We start from the raw sequence: 18083 nt of genomic DNA, 5'->3' as shown, positions 1-18083 counted from the left end.
TCGACCGTCGCTCAAAGTCCCAATACCGACTTGGCGAGAATGTTCTTCTGAATCTCGTTGGAGCCGCCCACAATCGAAACGTGACGCGCAAAGTAGTGGTTCGGCGCGATCGTCAGCGCCCATTCGGGCTCGCGAACCGCGTCGCCAAGACCGCGCAGGAAGTCGATATCGAGCGGCAACGCATCCGGCCCCGCCACTTCCAGCAGCAGTTCGGCGGAAAGTTGCTGGAGTTCCGAACCCTTGATCTTCAGGATCGAAGTCTTGGGGTCCGGCACATGGCTCTCTTGCGCACGGCTTTCGGCGATCACGCGCATCTGCGTCATTTCCAGCGCCTTCAACTCCACTTCCACGGCCGCGACCCGCTCCCGAAAGCGCGGGTCGTCCCACAGCACGCCGTCCCCGCAGGGCACGCGCTTCGCGAGGTCCTTCGCATGCCGCACGCGCATCTTCGAAACGCCCACGCGTGCAATGCCGCTGCGCTCGTTGCCGAGCAGATACTTGGCGTAGTCCCAGCCCTTGTTTTCCTCGCCGATGCGATTCGCAACCGGCACGCGCACGTTGTCGAAGAACACCTCGTTGGTTTCGTGGTGGCCGTCGATCGTGATGATCGGGCGCACCGTCAAGCCCGGCGTCTTCATGTCGATCAGCAGGTAGGTAATACCCTGTTGCTTCTTCCCGCTCGAATCCGTGCGCACGAGACAGAACATCCAGTCGGCGTGATGCGCCGTAGAGGTCCAGAGCTTCTGCCCGTTGATGACGTAGTGGTCGCCTTCTCGAATCGCCTGGGTGCGCAGTGCGGCCAGATCCGAACCCGCGCCCGGCTCGGAAAAGCCCTGGCAGAACCAGTATTCGAGGCTCGCGATGCGGGGCAGGAAGTGGCGCTTCTGCTCTTCGCTGCCGAACGCGATCAGCACCGGGCCGATCATGTTCACGTTGAACGACAATGTTTCGGGCGCCGGGGCCATGTGCAGCTCTTCCTTGAAGATGTATTGCTGCACCGCGCTCCAGCCGGTCCCGCCCCACGCCTTGTCCCACGCGGGCGTCGCCCAGCCGCGCTCGTAGAGAATGCGTTGCCAGCGGCGCAGGTCGGCCGCCGAATAGCGCTGCCCCAGGGTGGCCTTGCGTCGAATGTCGGCGGGCAGCGCTTCCTTGAAGAAGGCTCTCACCTCATTGCGGAACGCCAGTTCTTCGTCGGTATATCGCAGATCCATGAGTGTCTCGTTTCGTTTTCTTAGGCTCGCCTGGCGTGTGCCACTCAGGCCAGCGTTCCCGCTTCTTTCAGCTCGCCAATGCGGCCCGGTTCGAGCCACGCAGCCAGCGCGGCGTCGACCGTTGCCGCGTCGGGCGCTTCAGGCGCGGTCGGTTTCGCGGGCACCGTGGTGGAAAAGCGCGGCGCCGGAGCGGGCTGCACGATGCCGTCGACTTCGATGAACGTGCCGCGCGCCTTCAGATGCGCATGCTCGGGTGCCTCGGTCCACGACAGCACCGGTGCGAAGCATGCGTCCGAATGCTCGAGCAGCGTGGTCCATTGCTCGCGTGTGCGGCTCTTGAATTTCAGCGCAAACAGGGCGCGCGCGGCAGGCCAATTGCTTTCGTCAAGCTGAGCGCCGAGGGTTCGCGTGTCGATGTCGAGCAAGCGCAGCAGTTCGAGATAGAACTTGTCCTCGATCGGGCCGATGGTAATCCACTTGCCGTCCGCACATTCGTATACGTCGTAGAAGTGTGATCCGGAGTCCGTGATATTCGTCCCGCGCCCGTCACGCCAGATACCGGCTGCCTGCATGCCGAAGAACGTGGTGGCAAGGTTGGCCGTACCGTCGACGATCGCGGCATCCACGACCTGGCCTGAGCCGCCGTTACGCGCGTGCAGAATTGCCGAGAGCAGCCCCATCGCGAGATACAGCGAACCGCCCGCATAGTCGCCGATCAGGTTCAGCGGTATCGACGGCGGCTGATCGCAGCGCCCGATCGCGTTGAGCACACCGGTGATCGCGATGTAGTTCAGGTCATGCCCCGCGTACTGCGCGAGCGGTCCGTCTTGCCCCCATCCCGTGATGCGCCCATAGGCGAGCTTCGGATTGCGTTGGAGGCAAACCTGCGGACCGAGCCCCAGGCGCTCGGTCACACCAGGGCGGAAGCCTTCGATCAAGGCGTCGGCGCGCTCCACCAGAGAAAGCACGAGTTCGACAGCCTCCGGGTCTTTCAGGTCGAGCGCGATCGTCTTCCGGTTGCGCAGCAACAGGTTGTAGCGCAGCGGGCGCTCGATACCGAGCTTGACCGGCTGGCGACGCTCGATGCGCAACACCGTCGCGCCCAGGTCGGCGAGCAACATCGCGGCCATGGGGCCCGGCCCGATGCCGGCCAGCTCAATGATTCGGATTCCCGCGAGCGGACCCATCGTTCAACCCTTGCGCGCATGGGCGCGCATGGCGTCCCATTGTTCGTCGGTCCAGTCCTGCATGGCACGGAAGGTCGGGCCGCCAACGCCCTGCATCCAGCGGCCGCCGTCGATCACGATCATGTCGCCGGTGATGTAGCCGGACCCATCCGATGCCAGATACGCGTAAAGATCGGCAAGCTCCGTGTGATCGCCAAAGCGGCGCAGCGGAACGGAGCGCTCCTGCGGTTCGACCTGCGAGCCCGGCGGATACAGTTGCTCCCAGGCGCCGGGCGTAGGGAAAAGTCCGGGCGCCACCGCGTTCAGACGGATGCCCTTCGGGCCCCACTCGACCGCAAGGCTACGGGTCATCGCAAGAACGCCCGCCTTCGCCGCGGCGGAGGGCACCGTAAAGGCCGAGCCGGTCATCGTGGGCGTAGACACCGTGCTAATCACGTTGCCCGCGTGGCCCGCGTCGATCCAGCGCTTGCCCGCCGCGATCGTGCAATAGAAGCTGCCGTGCAGCACGATGCCGAGCACCGCGTCCACCGCGCGCGGCGAAAGGCTCTCCGTGCGCGCGATGAAATTCGCCGCAGCGTTGTTCAGCAGCACATCGAGCGGGCCGTCCTGCCAGATCGTATCCATCATTGCCTCGACGGATTCCGCGCTGCGCACGTCCGCCTGCACCGTCGTGACGCGTGCGCCGGGCACCGCGCCGCGAAACTCGTCGGCGGTCGCGTCGAGCACTTCCTTGCGGCGGCCGCAGATGACAAGATCGGCACCCAGTTCGAGATAACGTCGGCCGATACTCTTGCCGAGCCCCGTGCCACCGCCGGTGATCAGGATTCGTTTGTTCTTCAGCAGGTCAGGCGTAAACATTGGCATTGAACTTCCTGTAGAGACAGCAATGAAGAACGTCGGCTTCAGGCGCCCGTGAAAACCGGCTTGCGCTTTTCCATGAAGGCCTTCACGGCTTCCGTGTGATCGCTCGTTTGACGCGCCAGCGGATTGAGATCGGTCTCCAGACGGCATGCGTCCTCGATCGAGTTGCCGGCGTTGACGAGGCTCGCCTTCAGGAGCGCCAGCGTCACCGGCGGATAGCTCGCAAAGCGAGCCGCGGCCTCGATCGCCGCATCGAGCGCGTGTCCGCTCACCGTCAGCTCGCTGACGAGGCCGATGCGGCGCGCCGTGGTTGCATCGATGACATCGCCCTTCAGCATCAGTTCGCGCGCCTTGCCGCCACCCACCTTTTGCGGGAGCGTCCAGAGAATCCCGGTGTCGGGCAGCAGGCCTACCTTGCCGAAGGCACATGAGTATTTCGCCGTCTCGGCGCTGACCACGACATCACAGGCAGCAGCCAGCGAGACGCCCGCTCCGTAGCACGTGCCTTCCACTGCCGCGACGACGGGCTTCGTGCCGGTATAAATCAGCTTGAACAGACGCACGCCCACCGCAATGCGCTCACGCAGCGCGAGCAATGGCGGCGTGGCCGCGTGCATTTCCGAGAGGTCGCCGCCCGCGCAAAAATGACCGCCCGCTCCCGTCAGCACGATGGCGCGCGTATCGGGGTCGTCGTTCATGAGCCGCTGAAACACCTCCGTCAACGCGAGCCGCATCTTCATGGAGAACGCGTTGCGGCGCTCGGGATAGTTCATCGTGACAACGCTCACGTCGCCTTCACGGCGCACCTGCACGACCTCGTCGGCGCCCGCAGTCATTTCCTTCTGCTCGATACTCATCGCATGGGTCCCCGCGCTCATTCACCGGTGAAGACCGGCGTGGTCTTTTCCATAAATGCCTTGCAGGCAGCCTGATGGTCTTTCGACTGACGCAGGATGGGCTGATAGTCGATCTCGGCGCGCAGCGCGCCTTCCATGGTCGTCGCGGCGTTGGTGAGCGACTCCTTCAACAGCGCCACGCCGAGCGGCGGCAAGGCCGCGAGGCCGAGTGCAACTTCAATCGCCCTGGCGCGCGCCGCGCCCGACTCGACCACTTCGTTTGCGAGGTCGATTGCCGCGGCCTTGTTACCGTCGATCTCCGTGGCGAGCGAAAGCATCTCGCGCGCGCGGGCCATGCCAATGCGCTTCGGAAGCGTCCACAGAATGCCGGTATCTGGAATCAGCCCCACGCGCAGAAACGCAGCGCAAAAACGCGCGCTCGACGCTGCGACGACGTAATCGGCCGCCACCGCGAGCGACAGGCCGGCGCCGAAGGCCACGCCTTCCACCGCCGCCACAACGGGCTTCGGACCCGCTTGCATTTCGCGCACCACCATGCACGATTCCGCCAGAATTTCGCGGCTTTGCAGGATCGTGCGCTTCGTCATCTCGGAGATGTCCGCACCCGCGCAGAAATGCTCGCCCGCGCCAGTGAGTACAATTGCGCGCGACTCTGGGTCGTCGACCATGAGACGATGCACCGTGTCACGCAGCAACTGGCGCATCTGGCGCCCCATCGCATTGCGGCGTCGCGGATTGTTCAACGTCACGATCGCGACCGGCCCCTCGCGGGTCACCTCGATCAGCGCCGCCGTTTCGGTTGCTGCCGTTTGTTTTTCGCTCATGTTGGCTCCCTTCAGTCGGCCACGAACACCGGCTTGCGCTTTTCCATGAAGGCGCTCACGGCTTCCTGGTGTTCGCGGCTGCGGCGCAGGATGGGCTGCAGGTTGACTTCGGCTTCGATCGCCTCGTCGAGCGTGCGGATGCCCGTCGCGAGCGCGGCCTTCAGATGCGCGGTGGCGACCGAGGGCAATTCGGCGTACTGTTGCGCCACCTTCAAGGCCGCGTTCAGCGCCTCGCCGGGCTCGACGACCTGATTCGCAAACCCGGTCTCGCCCGCTTCTACTCCGTTGAACTCGCGCGCGCTCAGCATGAGTTCACGTGCGAGGCCGCCGCCCACGCGTTGCGAGAGCGACCAGTAGAGCCCCGTATCGGGCAAAAGCCCGACTTTCACGAACGCGCTCGCATAGCGCGCCGCCGACGATGTGACGACGTAGTCGCAAGCCGCTGCGAGCGAGAGGCCTGCACCAAACGCAAACCCTTCGACCGCGGCAACAACCGCTTTCGGGCCTTCGACCATCAGTCTGAAGATATCGAGCGGCAGTTCATTGCGTTGCCGGTACTCGAGCACCTTGCGCGTCTGCATCTCCGAGATGTCGCCGCCCGCACAAAACGTATTGCCGGCGCCGGTCAGGACAATTGCGCGGCAACTTTCCTCGTGATGCATCAGACGATAAAGTTGCGCATACAACGTCTGACGCATCTTCAATGAAAATGCGTTGCGGCGTTGGGGGTAATTCAATGTGACGATCGCGATTGCGCCGTCTTGCTGGACCTGGACGATCTCTGTCGCGTCGCTGCCGATCTCTTCGCTCATCTGTCCGTCTCCCATGCAACACTGTTGACCGTGGCCTGTGCGGCCGCCGTGTCTTACAGCGTTTCCTCAGTTCCGAGAATCACCGTGGCCTGGCTCGAGAGCACGCCGCCGTTGCCGTGTGCGATGGCCAGCTTCGCGCCGGGAATCTGGCGTTCGCCGGCGCGCCCCGTCAGCTGCCGCATCGACTCTTCGATCAGGAAAAGCCCATACATGCCGGGGTGAACGCAGGACAACCCGCCGCCGTTGGTATTCACCGCGAGCCGGCCGCCCGGCGCGATGGCCCCGTCCGCGACGAAGCGGCCGCCTTCGCCCTTGGGGCAGAAGCCGAGGTCTTCCAGGAACAGAATGGTGTTGATCGTGAATGCGTCGTACAGCATCGCGACGTCGATATCGCTTGCCTTCACGCCCGCCATTTCATACGCGCGCCGGCCCGATTGCGCGGCCGCCGTCACCGTGAGATCGGGCATGCTCGCAATTTCGCGGTGTGACGTGGCCGAAGCCGCGCCGAGCAGATAGACGGGCTTGTCGGTCAGATCGCGTGCGCGGTCGGCGCGCACCATGACGACGGCCGCCGCGCCATCCGTCACGAGGCAGCAATCGCGCACGGAAAGCGGGTCGGATACGAGACGCGCGCCCATCACGTCATCGATCGACAAGGGCGTGCGCATGTACGCATCCGGATTGAGCTGCGCCCATTTGCGCGCGGCGACGGCCACCTCGGCCAGATGTTCGCGCTTCGTGCCGAACTGGTGCATATGCCGCGCCGCCGCGAGCGCATAAGACGAGACCGGATTCATCGGCTTGTACGGGCTCTCCCACGGCGAGGGACGCGACGACTGCACGAGCTTGCCCGCCGCGCTGCGCTGGTTGCTCCCATATGCGATCAGCGCGACGTCGATCTGGCCCGTACACAACGCCATCGCCGCAGTGTGTGCGTAAATCTCGAACGCCGAGCCGCCGCTTCGGTTGTTATCGGTGAACTTCGGGTTAATACCGAGGTACTCGGCAAACGTGAGACCCGAGAGCATGTCGTCGGGCGTGCACACGAACAGGCCATCCACATCGCCGGGCGTGAGCCCTACCTGGGCCAGCGCGTCGACGCAAGCGCGCGCAGCAAGGTCCATCGACGACAACCCAGGTGCTTCCCCCATCCCATAAGTGGCGCCTGCCACCAGTGCGGTACGCCCGCGCAAGTTGAATTCCATTCGATCTACCTTTCATCAGGTGCGACCGGCTCTTGACGGCCGGTTGCGGGTTAGCGGGCGTCAGGCTGGTTCGAATACGAGCAGTGCCGCATCCCCCCGGTAGACGATCTTCGCCTGCACGGGCATGCCAATGCGCACGGCCTCCGGCTCGATGCCCTCAACGCAGCTGAGCATGCGCACACCTTCTTCCAGATCGATCACTGCGACGTTGTAGCTCGGCGTGGGCGACTTCTGGCGCACGACCGTGGTGGAATAAACCGTGCCTTTCCCGCACGCGTCGACCCATTCCAGATCGCGCGCCCCGGTGACCGGCTCGGCCACGCGCGGATAGAACACATAGCGGCCGCTGCTGCGGCTGCGCTGGATCATCAAGCGGCCCTCGGCCAGAAACTTCTGATAGTCGACTTCAGGACAAAGAGAGTCCATTCCCCGCTCCTCCAAATCGTTTTTGCCTTAGGGCTCCCGCGAATCGAGCCGCTATGTCGGGCCAAAATGGAACAAATAACCGAACACTGTTCTAAATATTAAACGCATCGGAAGCGTGCTGTCAACGGTGGGAAAGCCCTGTCGTGCCCCGCCCCACAAGGCTGACACTACATCCCGGCGAAATTCCGGACGCACCTCGGACAAACCCGCGCCAGCCGGTTTCTGCGCTTGACGGCCACCTGATCCATCGTTTACTTTATCGAACATTGTTCAACATTTTGAAGAGACCGGGGTGATTCGGGAGTGGTCAGCGGGGCAACCTGGCCCGCTCCGAAAGACGAATCCTGGCCCGATCCGGAAAACCGCCAGTAAGAGAGCTCGAAGTGACATACGAACTAACAGACGACCAGGTTCAGATCCGCGATCTCATCCGTCGCGTCGCAAGGGAGCGTGTGGCACCGCGCGCCGACGAGATCGACCGTACGGCCGAGTATCCGCATGACATGTATGCACTGCTTAAGGAACTGGGCCTCTTCACGTTGCCGTTTCCGGAAGCGTATGGCGGCGCCGGCAGTGTGATGTCGGCCTGTATCGCCGTCGAGGAGTTTGGGCGAGTTTGCTACAACACCGGCTATTTGCTGGTCGTGCAATGGACGCCCTTTGGCGCCATTCTCGAAGGAGGCACGGACGAACAGAAGGCACGCCTTCTGCCCGGACTCGCATCCGGCGAATTGCGCGGCGCGCTCTCGATTACCGAATCTCAAAGCGGCTCCGACGTATCCGGCATTCGCACCACAGCGCGCCGCAAGAACGGCGGCTATGTGCTCAACGGCTCAAAAATCTGGTGCACGAACTCGCATATTGCCGACTTCATTCTCGTCGCGGCAAAGACGCTCGATGAGGAAGGGCAGCCGCTGGGGATCAATCTTTTTATCGTCGATCGCAACACGCACGGGCTCACCATCGGTAATGAAGAAGACAAGATGGGCGCGCGAGGCGTAGCGTCTTGCCCCCTCTATTTCGACGACGCCTTCATTCGCGCGGAAGACCGTCTCGGGCCGGAAGGCGGCCAGGGATTCAAGGTGGCCATGGAAGCGCTCAACACGAGCCGCCCCATCGTTGCCGCGCGCGCGGTCGGCATTGCGCAGGGGGCGATCGACCATGCCGTCAAATTCATTCAGGATCGCGTAGCGTTCGGCCAGACCATCAGCAACTTCCAGGGTGTGCGCTGGATGATTGCCGACATGGTCACGCAGACCGAAGCCGCGCGCCAACTTGTCTACCGCACCGCGTCGCTCGTCGACGCGGGCGTAAGCGGACGCGAACTCGCTCCAATGGCTGCGATGGCGAAGATGTTCGCATCGGATGTCGCCATGAAGGTCGCGACTGACGCCGTACAGCTTTTTGGCGCTGCCGGCATCTCCAACGAGTACCCGATAAACCGGTATTTCCGCGACGCAAAAGTTGTTCAGATCATTGAGGGCACGAATCAAATCCAGCGCAACATTGTCGCGGACAACGTGCTGGGCCGCATCAAGAAGAACTGAAAAAGACAGTTGAGCTAACAAGCGAGCGACAACAACAGAGGACAGGCAATGGAAGAAGTCGAAACGGTTGGTTTGGGTATCCACTGGGAGGACCTGCCCGTTGGACGCAAGTTCAAGACCGTGGGCCGCACAGTCACCGAAACGGACGTCGTGAATTTCGTATCGGTGACTGGCATGCTGGAAGTGCTGTTTACCAACACAGAGTTTCTAAGGGAGCAGTCCGCGATCAAGGGACGCGTCGCGCCGGGAGCACTCGTGTTTACGCTCATGGAGGGGCTGCTCACGCAGGCCACCATGCAGGGCGTCGGCTTCGCGTTCCTCAACATGGAGCTGGATATCAAGGGTCCCACCTACGTGGGCGACACGATTCATGTGGAATGCGAAGTCATCGAATGCCGGCCCAGCAACGGGCGTCCAGGACTGGGTCTCGTACGCACGCGTAATCGCGTGATCAAGCAGGACGGCACGGAAGTGATGGTGTACACGCCGCTCAGACTCGTGAAGGGCAAAGAATACAAGGCCTGAGCATGGAAAATCCACAACAACCCCTCGAACGGGCCACGGGCCCGTTAGCCGGTGTGCGCGTGATCGACCTGACCATCAACGTGCTCGGTCCGGTCGCCACACAGCTGCTCGGCGACATGGGTGCGGACGTCATCAAGATCGAACCGCCCGAAGGCGACCAGAACCGCAAGAACGGCCCCGGCCGCAATCCCGACATGGCCGTGTTCTATACGATCATGAACCGCAACAAGCGGAGCGTGATCCTGAACCTCAAACAGGCCGAGTGCCGCGAAGCGCTGCTCAAGCTTGTCGAATCGGCCGACGTCATCGTGCACAGCATGCGTCCGAGCGCCGCCGAACGGCTCGGCATCGGCTACGAAGCCGTACGGGCGCGCAACCCGCGCATCGTCTACGCGTCGGGCGCCGGCTACCGCATCGACGGCCCCTACAAGGATCGCCCCGCCTTCGACGACGTGATCCAGGGCGAAACCGGCATTGCCGCGATGAACCGTGACGCTGACGGCTCGCCGCGCTACTTCCCCACCGTGATCGTCGACAAGTTCTGCGGTTACGTGCTGGCCTCCTCAATTGGCATGGCGCTCTATCACCGCGAGCGTACCGGCCTCGGTCAGCTCGTCCATGTGCCGATGTTCGAAACGATGCTGCAGTTCAATCTTTTCGAGCATCTCTGGGAAGGCGCGCTGGGCTCCAATGACGGCACGGGCCTCGGCTATCCGCGCATGTTCTCGCCGTATCGCCGCCCGTATGCGACGAAGGACGGCCATATCTGCCTGCTTGCGGTGAACAACGAGCAATGGCGCCGCGTGCTGTGCGCGATCGATGCGGCGCATCTGCTGGATGACCCGCGCTTTTGCCACATGACCGAGCGCATGCGCAACATCAACGAGTTGTACCGCATCGTTGGCGACGCCATCCGCAATAAGACCACGGCTGAATGGAACGCCATTTTTGCCTTGGCGGACGTTCCGCACGGTCCCGTGCGCGACCTGAAAGACCTGATGCACGACGCGTACGTCAAGGAAACCGGCTTCTTCCAGCGCTTCGATCACCCGACCGAAGGCGACATGGTCATGACCTCGATCCCGGTGCATTTCTCCGAGTCGCCCGGCAACGTTCGCTATCTGCCGCCGAATCTCGGCGAGCACAGCATCGAAGTCCTGATCGAAGCGGGCTATAGCGCAAGCGAAGCCAGCGCGCTCGTCGCCCGTGCCACGGGAAAAGGCCAAGCCGTTACGGAAGCGTTGAGCAAAGACTAACTGGCGCGAACGCGCCTCGCACATCACGGAGGGGAACCAATGAAGGGGCTCAAGGAGAAGGTCGTCATCGTAACCGGCGCCGCGGGCGGGATCGGAACCGCCATCAGCAAGCGATTCGGCGAGGAAGGCTCGACCGTCGCGCTGTTCGATCTGAACGAAGAAGGCGCAGCACGTGTCGCGGCAGAAATCGAGGCGGCGGGTGGCAAGGCGCGTGCGTACCGTGTCGACATCACGGATCACGAAGGCGTGCATGCCGCGGTGGCCAAAGTCGAGGAAGACCTCGGTCCGATTGAGGTCCTCGTCAACAACGCGGGCTGGGACATGGGTTCGTTCTTCCTGCAAACGGAGAAGCCGTTCTGGGACAAGGTCGTCGCGATCAACCTGTACGGCCCGCTGAATATGCACCACGCCGTGTTGCGCCGCATGGCTGAGCGCGGCCGTGGCCGCGTCGTGAACATCTCGTCCGATGCGGGACGCGTGGGCTCCTCGATGGAAGCCGTCTATTCGTTCTGCAAAGGCGGTCTCATCGCGTTCACGAAAACCATGGCGCGCGAAATGGCGCGCCAGCATATTCCCGTCAACGTCGTGTGCCCCGGCCCCACCGCGACCCCGCTGCTCGACAACCTCGCGCAAGGTGAGAAAGGCGAGCGCATCAAGGCGGCGCTCGTGAAGGCCGTGCCTTTCGGCCGCATGGGCGAACCGGGCGATATCCCCGGCACGGTTGCCTTCCTCGCGAGCGACGACGCCGCTTTCATCAGCGGCCAGGTCATCAGCGTGTCTGGCGGCCTGACGATGGCCGGCTAACCGCGTCTCGAACCTGCTCAATAAACAACATCGGAATACGACATGGAATTCAGGGACATTATCTACAAGGAAGCGGATGGCGTCGCGACGATCACCATCAATCGCCCCAACGTCTATAACGCGTTCAACGCCAACACCTGTGAAGAACTGATCAAGGCCTTCGGTCTCGCGGGATGGAACAAGGACATCGGCGTCGTGGTGCTCACCGGCGCCGGCGAAAAGGCGTTCTGCACCGGCGGCGACCAGTCCGGCGACGGCTACAACGGCCGCGGCACCGTGGGCCTGCCGATCGAGGAACTGCAAAGCATTATCCGCGACATTCCGAAGCCGGTGATCGCACGCGTGAACGGCTACGCGATCGGCGGCGGCAACGTGCTCGTGACGATCTGCGACCTCGCGATCGCTTCCGAAACCGCGATCTTCGGCCAGGTCGGCCCGAAGGTCGGTTCGGTCGATCCGGGTTTCGGCACCGCGTACCTCGCGCGCATCATCGGCGAGAAGCGCGCACGGGAAATCTGGTACATGTGCCGCAAATACAGCGCGAAAGAGGCACTCGACTGGGGTCTCATCAACGCAGTCGTGCCCCCCGAGCAACTCGATGCCGAAACGAAAAAGTGGTGCGACGAGATTCTGCAGATGAGCCCCACGGCCATCGCGCTGGCGAAGCGATCGTTCAATATCGATACCGAGAATATTCGCGGCATCGGTGCGTTCGCAATGCAAGCGCTCGCAATGTATTACGAAACCGACGAGTCCAAGGAAGGCGGCAATGCGTTCCGCGAAAAGCGCAAGCCGGAGTTCCGCAAGTACGTGAAATAAGACGAAGCAAAAAATGCGGCGACGCGCCTGCCTGCCGTCGCCAGCCCACCTCATTTCAATTTTCGCGCGTGTACGTCGATAGTGAGGCACCCGTAAACGCTCATTGCCTCGGCCAAGACTCATGGTAAATGGAGGTCGGTGTCTGCCCGTCATTTTCCACTGCACGGCGGCCAAAGACCGGACTGGATTTCGGATAGCCATCATGCTCCATGCGCTGGGCGTCTCGCGCGATACGATCTATCGTGATTATCTGAGGAGCACACGCAATGGACTCTTGCACGAATCCGCTGCGCAAGCGATGGCCATCCATTTCGGTGCAGCACTCGATGCGTCGATGATCGATGTTGTAGCCGGCGCCGATGCGCTCTATCTCGATGAGGTTTCTCGGCGATGGCCGCCAGCCACGGCTCGGTCGAGCGTAACCTCGAAGCGCTGCCCGACTCGACCCGTCTCAACTACATCGGTTGCGCGACGCCCTGCTGGAGTGAAGGAGAAGGTGGCTGGAACAGCGACCGCGCTGTCCCCGCGAACCTCAACGACCGCCGATCTCGATCCACCGCCCGCTACGGCCGGATTCGATCACCGCCTCCACCACCCGGTGCGCGTGCGTGGCTTCCTCGAAGCTGGGTGACGGTGCCCGTTTTTGCTCGATGGCCTGGAGCATGTCGTGAAACATCCATCCCATCGACACCATATACGAAGGCGCGTTCTCCTTCGAGAACCCAGTTCCAGGCACCTCGAAATAGCGTGCGGGCGTTTCGAGCCACTCGCCTGCCGCAGTACCGAATTCGAATGGCTCCGGCTTTCCCGCGTAAAGACGCGACGAAACCCCATCGCCAAACGTGGGATCGACATAGAGCAGGCGTCCTTTCGTTCCCCAAAGTTCTGCGCGAATGCCCGGACCGTCGGCCACGGCCCAACTCGTCTGGACCGTGCCTAGCGCGCCGTTTTCCATGCGCAGCACGCTACAGCCGAGATCGGCGGTGTCCGGCGTGAATACGCTGCCGTCCGGCAGGCGCCATTGCTTGAGGCCCGTTGTGTCCGAACCGGCGGCCGCCTTCACCCGCCCGAGCAGCGGCATGAGCAGCAGCACCATGTGGCTGCCGAAATTGCGCCATGCGCTGCCACCGCTTTGCGCATCGGCAAGCCACTTGTAGGGCGAGACGCCGCCGCCGGGATAGGACGCGTGGGGATAGATGAAACCATCGTGGTTGCGCAGCGGCTGAAGCAGCTGAAAATTGAATCCGAGCGGTTCGCCGAGGAACCCTTCTGCGATCAGCGCCTGCATGTGCATCGCTGCGGGCACCCAACGAAACTGTGCATCGACGACCCCAACCAATCCTTTCTTCGCCGCGAGTTCGCTCTGCGCAACGGCATGCTCCGTATCGACCGCAAAGGGCAGCGCGTCATACACGTGTTTGCCGGCGTTGAGCGCAGCCATGACCATGTCGTAGCGATATGCAGGCCTGCTGCCGACATCGATGATGTCGAGCGTCGGATCGGCGACGAGATCGGCGACGTTCCAATACGCGCGCGGCACGCCGAATGCCTGCGCCGCCGCTTCGGCGGTCTCGCGGTGCGCGGTGCAGACCGCCGCCACCTCCACATCCCGCAGCAGCCGCCAGGCGCTGCCGTGCACTTTCAGGCTCCAGTTGGCGCCGATGATGCCGATTCTGCGTGTCACGATCGCTTCTCCATGTCTTGCTTCCGATGGGTTTATTGCACTCACGTCTGCACTCCGACATCGACGCGCAGTCGCTGCAGTTTCATGCTCTTGATAAGCCACTGGCCGTCGATCTTCTCGTAGGTCTCGACATAGTGGCCGTAGCCATGCAGCGTGCGATTCGGATACGCCGACTTCGCCCCCCAGCGCAACATGTCTTCCATTGCCCAGGTGCCGTTGGCCGTGGTGCTCGATGTGATATCGATCTCGGGGCAATGGCCGTGATGAACGCTTACGCATCCGGCAAGCGGGACACTGACCGCGCGCACGATGTTCTCCCTGCCCGCAAGAATGCATCCCGGGACATCGTCGCTGATGTCGAGTTGGCCATCAGGCGCGAACACTGCGCCGAATGCTTCCCAGTGCTTCGTATCGACACAGCGCAGATAACGCGCTTTGAGCTGCTTGATTTCCTCGATTGCAAGGAGTCGTTCGATGTCGGTCACGCAGGTTCCTCCATGGATCGACGTCTTCGGCACATTGCTTTGATACCCTTGAGAAACAATAGCACCGTCGGTACCATTATTCAATACGCGGATTCTGCCGTGTTCTTCGCTCACTCACATCCCAATGAAAGGAGAAGTCGATGGAATTTCTGGATCGCAGGGGCGCACTCGAAGGGCGCAGAGCCGTGTTGATTGGTGGTGCGGCAGGAATTGGCAAAGCGGTCGCGCTTGCGCTCGGCGAGGCCGGCGTTGACATCGCGTTTTGTGACATCGATGACGAAAGCATTGCAAGCACATCGGCGGCGCTAAGGGAGATGGGACGCCGCGTGTTCGACATGCATGCGGACGCCACACGAAGTGACCAACTCGCGCAGTTCTATGGCGAGACCGCGCGCTTCTTCGACGGTATCGATGTGCTTGTCAACGTGGTTGGCGGCACGTGCATGCAGCCATTCATGGAACGCGCGGAGCGCGATTGCGCCGACGACGTTCAGCGCAATTTTGGCTACGTAGTCGAATCGATGCGTCACGCGGTGCCGCTATTACAGCGCAGCGGGCGCGGCGGATCGATCGTGAATTTCACGACCATCGAAGCACATCGCGGTGCCGGCGGTTTTGCCGTCTACGCGGGCGCGAAAGCGGCAACGACGAACTTCTCGAAAGCGATGGCATGGGAACTCGGCCCGCACGGAATACGCGTGAACCTGATCGCGCCCGATACGACGCCCAGCGCGGGCAACGCCGCAGCCATTCCCGAACCATGGCGCTCGCTCAACGCCGACGCCCCGGCCGAATGGTGGGCGAAGGCCTTTCAGATGTACATCCCGCTGCAAACGCCTCCTGCCGCGGACGACCTCGCCAATGCCGTGCTGTTCCTCGCATCCGACCTCGCGAGGTCGATCACAGGTCAGGTACTGCACGTGGACGGCGGTGCCGCAGCCGCCCTCGGCATGTTGCGCTGGCCTTACGACGAAGGCGCGACGCTCCCCGTTCCCATGGGCGGCACGTTGTGCAAACTGTTTGGTTAGCGCCGCAGCGCAAGCTCTCACTTATTTCCGTGCAGACGCACGCGGCAGTATGCCGTCCAGAAACAGCGTGAGCGCAAACTCCAGCGCGCCTCGCCGCTCGTTCTCGCGAGGCGGCTCGCCGAGGAAGCTGGCGAGACCGCCACTCGTCAGCGCGCCGAAACACGCAGCGGCCGCACGCGGCTCGGCAACAGCGATCTTTCCGTTGCGTGCCAGCGTAGCGAGATAGTCGGCGATGGGAGCCAGCGCCCTATCCTGCTGTTCTACGACGTGCCCCAGCATGTCGCCCAGTTCTTCCCTCGCCTCACTTACCGCCCGCCACATCGCGCGTATGCTCGGATCGGCGTGATAAGACTGAATGATTTCGCCGTAATCGCGCAGAACCGAGCGCGGCGAGCGGCGAGCATCGGTGGAGACCTGGGCAAGCGGATCGAGGAGCAGCGGAACGCCGCGCTCCATCGCCGCGCTCAGCAGACCGGCCTTGCTTCCATAGCGCCGGTAGATCGTGGACTTGCTCGCGCCAAACGAGGCCGCAATGCCGTCCATGGTCGCGGCTCGATAGCCCACGGCCATGAACTGCTCCAGTGTGTGATCGAGCAGTTCGTCCTGGCGCTTCGCCGCGTCGGCCTTGAATGGGCGCCCCCGCTTCGCACCTGGCAAAGCCTCGTCCTCAAGCGTGGCCTGCGGCCTTTTCACTGCGTTCATGGCGTGCCGATAGAGATTGCGTATGCATTACAGGTATTGAAACCAGTACGCCTGAGATTGTAGCCCAGGGGCCACGTGTGCCGGACCTGCCAGACCCCTGCACGCTCTATCGTCGCCATGACAACTTTCTACGTCATCAGTTTGCCCAGCCGGTCCGACGCAGCTACCGCGTCGTCGATCATCTCGTCGAAGATGGCTTCGACGTTCCTCACCGCATCGGCAAAGACCGCCGCGTGGCCGTAGTCGATCATGCCCTTGCGGGTGTCGCCAGTCACGTAGGCATCGTGTGCGAGCGCGCCCATCACGTGAGGACGGAATTGCTCGAATTCGGTCACCTGCGCGCGATCCAGCTCCAGGACCGCCTCAGCGCTCTCGTTGCGCAGCACGCGGTGGTGATCACGGATCGCAGACTTGACCACGACGCTCTCGCTGCCGTCGCCCGCCACCACCTTCGCCTTGACCTCGGGATGAATCCACAGCTCCTCTGCAACCATCATGCGCGTGCCCATGATGACGGCGTCGGCCCCCATCGCCAGCACGCCTGCAAGCTGGCGCCCCGTACCGATGCCGCCGCCAATCACGACAGGCAAGCCAACTTCCCGCGGCGCCTGCGCGGCCTGCACGATACTGCCGATCTGATAGATGCCGGGGTGGCCGCCGCATTCGTTGCCGACGACGATCACACCGTCGACGCCCATCCGCACGGCCGTATGTGCATAGCGCACAGCGGGCACCTTGTGCAAAACCTTGATGCCCGCCTCTTTGAGGATGGGCACGACCGCTTCCGGACTCGCGCCCGCCGTTTCCACGCAAGCGACTTTCTCTTCGATCAGAATGCGGATCTGTTGCTTGACGCGCTCCACGCCACTCGCTTGCCGTGATATGTAGAGATTGACGCCGAAGTTCTTCGCACCGCTGAGTTCACGGCAGGTCCGCAACTCGTTGCGAAATTCGTCGGCATCGGGAAAGCCGGCGCCGACGATGAACCCCATGCCGCCTGCGTTGACGACGGCGGCGACGTATCGAGCGTCGGACACGCGTGGCCCGAGACCGCCGCAAAGAATGGGGTGGCGAATGCCGAGCAGATCGGTGATTCGCGTCTTGAACATCTGTGGGCGCACGATGCGGTTTCCTCGCGCAAATCAGCGAAACGAAATCGTGTGGCCACCGTCCACCGCGATCGTCTGGCCATTGATATAGCCACCCGAGGGCGACGCCAGAAGCACGGCGAGCCCGGCAATCTCCTCGACTTCGCCGAAGCGTTGCGACGGATTGCGGCCACGGTACCATTCGACCATCGCCTCGTCTTCCCATTGCGAACGCGCCATCTCGGTCTTGAATGTGCCCGGCGCAATGCAGTTGGCAGTGACCCCCTTCGCTGCGAATTCCATCGCGAGGTTTCGCACCAGTTGCATATCGGCGGCCTTGGTGAGCCCGTAGGTTCCCGTCACGGCGTCGCCGAACAGACCGACCACCGATGCCACCGAAATGAAGCGGCCATAGCCGCGCTCGATCATGCCCGGCATGGTCATCTGCGCGAGCCAGATATTGCTCTGCACGTTGACTTGCATGAACTTGTTGAACGTTTCGTCCGGCAGATCGCGGATCCGATCCAGGGATGAATTGCCGCATTGGCCATCACGATATCGACTCTGCCCCACTTGCCGTTCGCTGCCTCCACGAGATTTTGCAGCTCGGCCTTGCGCCCGATGTTGCAGGCAAACGGCATCGCCACCCGGCTGCCGATCTTTTCGTTGATGGCTTGCGCGGCGGTTTCGCACGCGTCGGCGTTACGGCCGGAAATGACGACCTTTGCACCGTGCTCTGCCATGCCGAGCGCGCTGGCGTAC

General features: G+C 62.7%; 19 protein-coding genes and 1 pseudogene. 7 read left to right on the top strand and 13 right to left on the bottom strand.

The window, feature by feature from the left end; genetic code table 11:
* Positions 1–11: 11 nt before the first annotated feature.
* From BFD71_RS22515 to BFD71_RS22480, 8 genes are read right to left on the bottom strand one after another with little or no spacing between them, the layout of a single operon-like run.
* Entirely contained in the window at positions 12–1211 is a 1200-nt protein-coding gene (locus BFD71_RS22515; RefSeq protein ID WP_069266524.1) for an acyl-CoA dehydrogenase family protein, read from the bottom strand.
* A gap of 44 nt (positions 1212–1255) precedes the next feature.
* Positions 1256–2398, bottom strand: coding sequence for a CaiB/BaiF CoA transferase family protein (locus BFD71_RS22510; RefSeq protein WP_083245403.1), 1143 nt, complete (start codon positions 2396–2398; stop codon positions 1256–1258).
* 3 nt (positions 2399–2401) lie between these two features.
* Positions 2402–3256: an SDR family oxidoreductase gene (locus BFD71_RS22505; RefSeq protein ID WP_069266522.1), complete on the bottom strand. Its 855-nt coding sequence runs from the start codon at positions 3254–3256 to the stop codon at positions 2402–2404.
* A 44-nt stretch (positions 3257–3300) separates the two neighbouring features.
* Positions 3301–4116 (bottom strand): enoyl-CoA hydratase/isomerase family protein, encoded by an 816-nt coding sequence (locus tag BFD71_RS22500; RefSeq protein WP_256094871.1) that lies wholly within the window; start codon positions 4114–4116, stop codon positions 3301–3303.
* A gap of 17 nt (positions 4117–4133) precedes the next feature.
* A complete protein-coding gene (locus tag BFD71_RS22495) occupies positions 4134–4940 on the bottom strand; it encodes an enoyl-CoA hydratase/isomerase family protein (protein ID WP_069266520.1) in 807 nt (268 codons plus the stop codon).
* 11 nt (positions 4941–4951) lie between these two features.
* Positions 4952–5752, bottom strand: a complete 801-nt coding sequence (locus BFD71_RS22490; protein WP_069266519.1) for an enoyl-CoA hydratase/isomerase family protein — start codon at positions 5750–5752, stop codon at positions 4952–4954.
* Positions 5753–5805: 53 nt separating this feature from the next.
* Positions 5806–6957 (bottom strand): thiolase, encoded by a 1152-nt coding sequence (locus BFD71_RS22485; RefSeq protein ID WP_069266518.1) that lies wholly within the window; start codon positions 6955–6957, stop codon positions 5806–5808.
* A gap of 60 nt (positions 6958–7017) precedes the next feature.
* Positions 7018–7383 carry a Zn-ribbon domain-containing OB-fold protein gene (locus tag BFD71_RS22480; protein ID WP_069266517.1) on the bottom strand — a complete coding sequence of 122 codons (366 nt, stop codon included), beginning with the start codon at positions 7381–7383 and terminating at the stop codon, positions 7018–7020.
* A 383-nt stretch (positions 7384–7766) separates the two neighbouring features.
* Here BFD71_RS22480 and BFD71_RS22475 point away from each other — a divergent pair, with 383 nt between their 5' ends.
* The 6 genes from BFD71_RS22475 (at position 7767) to BFD71_RS39305 (ending at position 12965) form a co-directional block, all read left to right on the top strand.
* Positions 7767–8930 (top strand): acyl-CoA dehydrogenase family protein, encoded by a 1164-nt coding sequence (locus tag BFD71_RS22475; protein ID WP_069266516.1) that lies wholly within the window; start codon positions 7767–7769, stop codon positions 8928–8930.
* A gap of 48 nt (positions 8931–8978) precedes the next feature.
* On the top strand, positions 8979–9455 hold the full coding sequence (locus tag BFD71_RS22470; RefSeq protein WP_069266515.1) for a MaoC family dehydratase: 477 nt from the start codon (positions 8979–8981) through the stop codon (positions 9453–9455).
* Between the two features lie 2 nt (positions 9456–9457).
* Entirely contained in the window at positions 9458–10711 is a 1254-nt protein-coding gene (locus BFD71_RS22465; RefSeq protein WP_069266514.1) for a CaiB/BaiF CoA transferase family protein, read from the top strand.
* Between the two features lie 39 nt (positions 10712–10750).
* A complete protein-coding gene (locus BFD71_RS22460) occupies positions 10751–11515 on the top strand; it encodes a glucose 1-dehydrogenase (protein ID WP_069266513.1) in 765 nt (254 codons plus the stop codon).
* A 42-nt stretch (positions 11516–11557) separates the two neighbouring features.
* Complete coding sequence (locus BFD71_RS22455; RefSeq protein ID WP_069266512.1) at positions 11558–12334, top strand: enoyl-CoA hydratase-related protein; 777 nt, start codon at positions 11558–11560, stop codon at positions 12332–12334.
* 121 nt (positions 12335–12455) lie between these two features.
* On the top strand, positions 12456–12965 hold the full coding sequence (locus tag BFD71_RS39305; protein ID WP_083245402.1) for a tyrosine-protein phosphatase: 510 nt from the start codon (positions 12456–12458) through the stop codon (positions 12963–12965).
* Here the strand turns inward: BFD71_RS39305 and BFD71_RS22450 are convergent.
* Both BFD71_RS22450 and BFD71_RS22445 read right to left on the bottom strand, forming a co-directional pair.
* Entirely contained in the window at positions 12867–14018 is a 1152-nt protein-coding gene (locus BFD71_RS22450) for a Gfo/Idh/MocA family protein (RefSeq protein WP_069266511.1), read from the bottom strand. The two genes, BFD71_RS39305 and BFD71_RS22450, sit on opposite strands and share 99 nt — an antisense overlap.
* A gap of 41 nt (positions 14019–14059) precedes the next feature.
* The gene (locus BFD71_RS22445) at positions 14060–14617 is read right to left on the bottom strand and encodes a nuclear transport factor 2 family protein (protein WP_256094870.1); all 558 of its coding nucleotides are present in this window, start codon (positions 14615–14617) and stop codon (positions 14060–14062) included.
* A gap of 26 nt (positions 14618–14643) precedes the next feature.
* Between BFD71_RS22445 and BFD71_RS22440 the strand changes: the two genes are divergently transcribed.
* Positions 14644–15531: an SDR family NAD(P)-dependent oxidoreductase gene (locus BFD71_RS22440; protein ID WP_069266509.1), complete on the top strand. Its 888-nt coding sequence runs from the start codon at positions 14644–14646 to the stop codon at positions 15529–15531.
* Between the two features lie 21 nt (positions 15532–15552).
* Here BFD71_RS22440 and BFD71_RS22435 read toward each other — a convergent pair whose 3' ends face one another.
* The 3 genes and pseudogenes from BFD71_RS22435 to BFD71_RS22425 all read right to left on the bottom strand — a co-directional run bounded on the left by BFD71_RS22435 (position 15553) and on the right by BFD71_RS22425 (position 18064).
* Complete coding sequence (locus tag BFD71_RS22435; protein WP_083245401.1) at positions 15553–16233, bottom strand: TetR/AcrR family transcriptional regulator; 681 nt, start codon at positions 16231–16233, stop codon at positions 15553–15555.
* Positions 16234–16361: 128 nt separating this feature from the next.
* Complete coding sequence (locus BFD71_RS22430; protein ID WP_256094869.1) at positions 16362–17342, bottom strand: NAD(P)H-dependent flavin oxidoreductase; 981 nt, start codon at positions 17340–17342, stop codon at positions 16362–16364.
* Positions 17343–17375: 33 nt separating this feature from the next.
* A pseudogene (locus tag BFD71_RS22425) lies at positions 17376–18064 on the bottom strand (SDR family NAD(P)-dependent oxidoreductase).
* Positions 18065–18083: the final 19 nt, after the last annotated feature.

It is taken from the genome of Paraburkholderia nodosa, from assembly GCF_001718195.1.
GTDB lineage: Bacteria > Pseudomonadota > Gammaproteobacteria > Burkholderiales > Burkholderiaceae > Paraburkholderia > Paraburkholderia nodosa_A.
This window is presented reverse-complemented; position numbering and strand designations above follow the sequence as displayed.

Bases quoted from the DNA above. Each gene is read 5' to 3' on its own strand.
- BFD71_RS22490 (WP_069266519.1), bottom strand. From the start codon at position 5,752: ATGAGCGAAGAGATCGGCAGCGACGCGACAGAGATCGTCCAGGTCCAG.
- BFD71_RS22460 (WP_069266513.1), top strand. From the start codon at position 10,751: ATGAAGGGGCTCAAGGAGAAGGTCGTCATCGTAACCGGCGCCGCGGGC.
- BFD71_RS22430 (WP_256094869.1), bottom strand. From the start codon at position 17,342: ATGTTCAAGACGCGAATCACCGATCTGCTCGGCATTCGCCACCCCATT.
- BFD71_RS22485 (WP_069266518.1), bottom strand. From the start codon at position 6,957: ATGGAATTCAACTTGCGCGGGCGTACCGCACTGGTGGCAGGCGCCACT.
- BFD71_RS22495 (WP_069266520.1), bottom strand. From the start codon at position 4,940: ATGAGCGAAAAACAAACGGCAGCAACCGAAACGGCGGCGCTGATCGAG.
- BFD71_RS22440 (WP_069266509.1), top strand. From the start codon at position 14,644: ATGGAATTTCTGGATCGCAGGGGCGCACTCGAAGGGCGCAGAGCCGTG.
- BFD71_RS22480 (WP_069266517.1), bottom strand. From the start codon at position 7,383: ATGGACTCTCTTTGTCCTGAAGTCGACTATCAGAAGTTTCTGGCCGAG.
- BFD71_RS39305 (WP_083245402.1), top strand. From the start codon at position 12,456: ATGGTAAATGGAGGTCGGTGTCTGCCCGTCATTTTCCACTGCACGGCG.
- BFD71_RS22515 (WP_069266524.1), bottom strand. From the start codon at position 1,211: ATGGATCTGCGATATACCGACGAAGAACTGGCGTTCCGCAATGAGGTG.
- BFD71_RS22505 (WP_069266522.1), bottom strand. From the start codon at position 3,256: ATGTTTACGCCTGACCTGCTGAAGAACAAACGAATCCTGATCACCGGC.
- BFD71_RS22500 (WP_256094871.1), bottom strand. From the start codon at position 4,116: ATGAGTATCGAGCAGAAGGAAATGACTGCGGGCGCCGACGAGGTCGTG.
- BFD71_RS22465 (WP_069266514.1), top strand. From the start codon at position 9,458: ATGGAAAATCCACAACAACCCCTCGAACGGGCCACGGGCCCGTTAGCC.
- BFD71_RS22455 (WP_069266512.1), top strand. From the start codon at position 11,558: ATGGAATTCAGGGACATTATCTACAAGGAAGCGGATGGCGTCGCGACG.
- BFD71_RS22510 (WP_083245403.1), bottom strand. From the start codon at position 2,398: ATGGGTCCGCTCGCGGGAATCCGAATCATTGAGCTGGCCGGCATCGGG.
- BFD71_RS22435 (WP_083245401.1), bottom strand. From the start codon at position 16,233: ATGAACGCAGTGAAAAGGCCGCAGGCCACGCTTGAGGACGAGGCTTTG.
- BFD71_RS22470 (WP_069266515.1), top strand. From the start codon at position 8,979: ATGGAAGAAGTCGAAACGGTTGGTTTGGGTATCCACTGGGAGGACCTG.